General features: G+C 69.9%; 4 protein-coding genes. All 4 read right to left on the minus strand.

Features of this window, described 5'->3' with window-relative positions; translation table 11 throughout:
- Positions 1–1,618: sensor histidine kinase (locus E4L96_RS05585; protein WP_181017590.1), on the minus strand; the 1,618-nt coding region annotated here is incomplete at its 3' end.
- 96 nt (positions 1,619–1,714) lie between these two features.
- The gene (locus tag E4L96_RS05590; RefSeq protein WP_135206232.1) at positions 1,715–2,557 is read right to left on the minus strand and encodes a DUF817 domain-containing protein; all 843 of its coding nucleotides are present in this window, start codon (positions 2,555–2,557) and stop codon (positions 1,715–1,717) included.
- Between the two features lie 124 nt (positions 2,558–2,681).
- Positions 2,682–2,909: a hypothetical protein gene (locus E4L96_RS05595; protein WP_135206233.1), complete on the minus strand. Its 228-nt coding sequence runs from the start codon at positions 2,907–2,909 to the stop codon at positions 2,682–2,684.
- Between the two features lie 78 nt (positions 2,910–2,987).
- Positions 2,988–3,783, minus strand: a 796-nt coding sequence (locus E4L96_RS23550; RefSeq protein ID WP_220433393.1) for a hypothetical protein, incomplete at its 5' end; no start/stop codon positions are given.

Genomic DNA, 3,783 nt, shown 5'->3' on the forward strand with positions numbered 1-3,783 from the left:
CACTGGCGCCGGCCGCGCCGCCCGCCGCGGGGAGCAGCAGGCGCACCGTGGTGCCCTGGCCGAGCGCACTGTCGATGTCCACCGTGCCGCCCTGGCGGATCGCGAAGCCGCGCACCTGCGGCAGACCGAGGCCGCTGCCCTTCCCCACCGGCTTGGTGGTGAAGAAAGGGTCGAACACCCGCGCCAGGTGCTCGGGCGCGATGCCGCTGCCGTTGTCCGCCACCGTCAGCTCCACGTAAACACCGGGCGGCAGCTCGGGATGGTGGCCCGGCGCCAGCGTGCGCAGGCTGGCGCGCACGTGGATCTCGCCCTGGTCTTCGAGCGCGTCGCGCGCGTTCAGCACCAGGTTCAGGACCGCCGCTTCCAGCTCGCTCGGATTGCCGGTGACGGCCAGTGCCTGCCGCTCCAGCGAGTGCCGGACCTGGACCCGCGCGCCTAGGGTGGCCTGGATGAAGGCCATGCATTCCGGCAGCCAGCGATCGAGCACGATCACCTCGGGCTGGAAGCGCTTGCGGCCGGAGAAGGACAGCAGATGCTGGATCAGCGCCTCCACCCGCCGCACGCCGCGCCGGATGATGGCCAGGTCTTCGTCCAGGTCCTGCCCGCGCAGGCGGTGCTGGAGCAGGTCCAGGCGCATGCTGACCACGTGCAGGAAGTTGTTGAAGTCATGCGCAATGCCGCCCGCAAGCCGCCCGACCACTTCCATCTTCTGCGACTGCACCAGCATCATCTCGGCGGCTTCGCGCTTTTGCATCTCGGCCTGCAGGCTTTGGGTCTGCTGCGCCAGCGAGGCGACGCTGTGCATCAGCGACTGCTGCATGCGCGCGATCTGCGCCAGCAGCAGCGCCAGCACGGCCGCGCCGCCCACGGTGTAGCTCACGCGCGCGGCATACCAGCCGACGGTGTAGCGCCCACCGCCCGTGGTACTCAGGACCAGGCCTCCGAGGGTCGCCAGCAGGGCCAGGGCCAGCCAGGGATACAGCGCACTGCGGGCGCGCGGCAGCGCCGCCAGCATCGCCAGCCCGACCGCCACGCCGACCGCGGTGGCGGCGGTGGTCGCATTGGCGAACCAGTAGAAGCGGTCGCCCTGGAAGTAGACGGGCAGCGGCAGCACCTCGGCGGCCATGTAAGTCGCCGCGGCGACAGCGCAGACCAGGGCCAGCACGGGCCGCAGGCGCCCGCGTGGCGCGGCACTCCGTTCTTGCGCCGCGCCGCCGAAGAGCTCCACGCCGATGGCGCTGGTGAGCAGCAGCGTGAAGCCCAGCTGCCAGGCCAGGAACAGCCAGCCCACCGTCTGGCCATGGCCGAGCAGCGGAATGTCCGGCACCAGCGCACCCGGATAGGTGAGCGTGTGCAGCAGCGCGTGCAGGGCACTGTACGCGTAGGCCGCGACCAGGATGCGGACCGCGCGCCCACCCCCGCCGCGGTACTGGAAGCCGAGCAGCAGCGCCGTCAGGCCATGGACGATGAGGATCGTGATCGCATACAGCGCCGACGCCTGCGGGACGCGGTGGGTGGCCACAGCGGCGGACGGCAGCAGCAGCGCCACGGCGGCGCAGTACACAACGCACGCCGCCCCCAGCGCCAGGCGGCCGCGCGGGCCCAGGGCGGGCGGCATCAGCGGGCCGGGTTGGAAAGACGGTGTCACAGGGCTGGGCTCATCGAAGCAATTCGGGTACCGGCGGGTGCCGGACCGCCAGTGTAGCCGAGCTGCCTAGTCCGCGGGAATGTGAATGCGGGTCTTGATGTGCTTGAGGCCCGCGACGATGGTGAAGGTCATCACCACCATCAGCGACCACGAGCTCCATTTGCTGAGGTGGACCATGGACCATGCGCCCATCTGGCTGGGGTAGCGCCACACGCCCCAGAAGGTGCCGATGTTCTCGGCCAGCCAGATGAAGAAGCCGGTCAGCACAAAGCTGACGATCAGGGGCATGCGGCGGTCGCGGTCCAGCGGGCGGAAAATCACCGTGGTGCGCGAGTACAGGCCCAGCGCGCAGGCGGCCAGGTACCAGCGGTAGTCGCCGATGTAGTGGTGGGTGAAGAAGTTCAGGTAGATCAGGATGGCGATGGTGGCGGCCATCCAGTACGGCGGGTGGTGGCGGATACGCAGGTCCAGCACGCGCCAGGCCTGGATGATGTAGCTGGCGATGGAGGCGTACATGAAGCCGGCGAACAGCGGCACGCCGAACACCTTGGTGTAGGCGAAGTCCGGGTAGCTCCACGACTGGATGCTGGCGGAGACCTTGAAGGCTTCCAGCGCGAAGCCGATCACGTGGAACAGGCAGATGGCCTTCAGTTCATCCAGCGTTTCCAGACCGGCGCGGACCATCCAGGCCTGGATGGCGATGGCGGCGAGCAGCAGCAGGTCGTAGCGGGGGATGCCGAGAACGCCGGCGCGCGGCGTCAGGAACACGGCCACGAGCAGCGTCACGACGAATACGCAGCAGCGCGCTTCCTTGAGGCCGAACCACAGGAACTCGCGCGCCGCCTGCCGGAGCAGATACCGCCATGGCGTGGCGGGGGCGGCACACGGCCGGTCAATGACGGTGGACATGCGGTGCAGTCTACCGGATCAGTTTGTGGCGAAAGTGAAGTCCTTGTGTGGCGGTCACGAGTCGATCGCACACTGTCCTGCCGAAGCTGGCGCCGCGGCCGGCGGCGCCAGCCGGAGCACGGCGTCAGATGCCGAATTCAGCCGCAGCCTTGGCCGACCACAGGGCCTGCTCCTGGCTGGGAAAGGGTTCGTCGTAGCGCTCCACGGCGCCGTCCTCGCCGACGAAGCAGGTCCACCAGCCCGCGTCGTCGCGGACCAGGGCGATGCTGTTCGCAGTGCAGGTGGCGGCGATCGTCTCGCCGTCCGCCAAAGTGAAGATCGGTACGCGGCGATGGATCAGTTTGGTGGCCATGGGTCCTCCCGGGAGGCTTTGCAAGTTGCCAGTATAGCCAGACTCTGGGGCGGCTGCGGGCGCCAAAACGCTGGCCGCTCAGGGCGCCTGGTAGACGCGCGGGCGCAGGCCGAGCCGGACGGCCTCGATCTGGCCGTGCAGCAGTGGATCCTGGTAGATGCAGCGCTGCCCCGGCAGGTCCGGGCAAGCGGCGGGCACGGCGGCATTCAGCAGGTCCGCCACCAGCGCATCGTCCCAGGCGCGGGCGGCAAACTGGCTGGTGCGCAGGTGGACCAGACGGGACAGGCCCAGCGGCGCGATCCACGACGTCTGCGGTGCGGTGACCGGGAGCAGCGTCACGCCGAAGCCGTCGGTCTGCAGCAGCGGTGTGGAGTTGAAGGCAAACGGGCGGGTCGGCAGGACGCCGGTGTTCAGCCAGAGGTCCGCCCGGCCGGCGCCCGGCCACGGAGTCAGGCCCGCGTGGCTGCCGCCGCCCCGGGCATCCAGGCCGGACTGCAGCGCCGTGAAATAGCCGGCCCGCAGCCGGTTGCGAAAGGCCGGCGCCGGCTGGTCATACGGAAAATCCGCAGGGTCTCCGCCCTCGGCCGCGGCCTGCACGGCCACCACGCCGGGCGTATTGAACAGGACCTCGTACAGCGGCGCATAGGCGGCCAGCCGGGCCCGCAGGAGCGCGCGCGCGGGCACGGGGCTGCCGCACTGCTGGGCCCAGTCGGCCGCGAGCACGGGCAAGGTGTGGCCGGCGCTGTAGTTGACGAAACGGACGTTATGGCGGGCCATGAGCTCGCGCAGGGCGGCGGCGGCGCTGCTGGCAGCCCGGTCCAGGCGCGCCATCTCCAGCAGCTTGATGCTCTGGTCGAAACGGAAGGTCAGGTAT

It is taken from the genome of Zemynaea arenosa (assembly GCF_004614185.1).
GTDB classification, from domain to species: Bacteria; Pseudomonadota; Gammaproteobacteria; order Burkholderiales; family Burkholderiaceae_D; genus Telluria; species Telluria arenosa.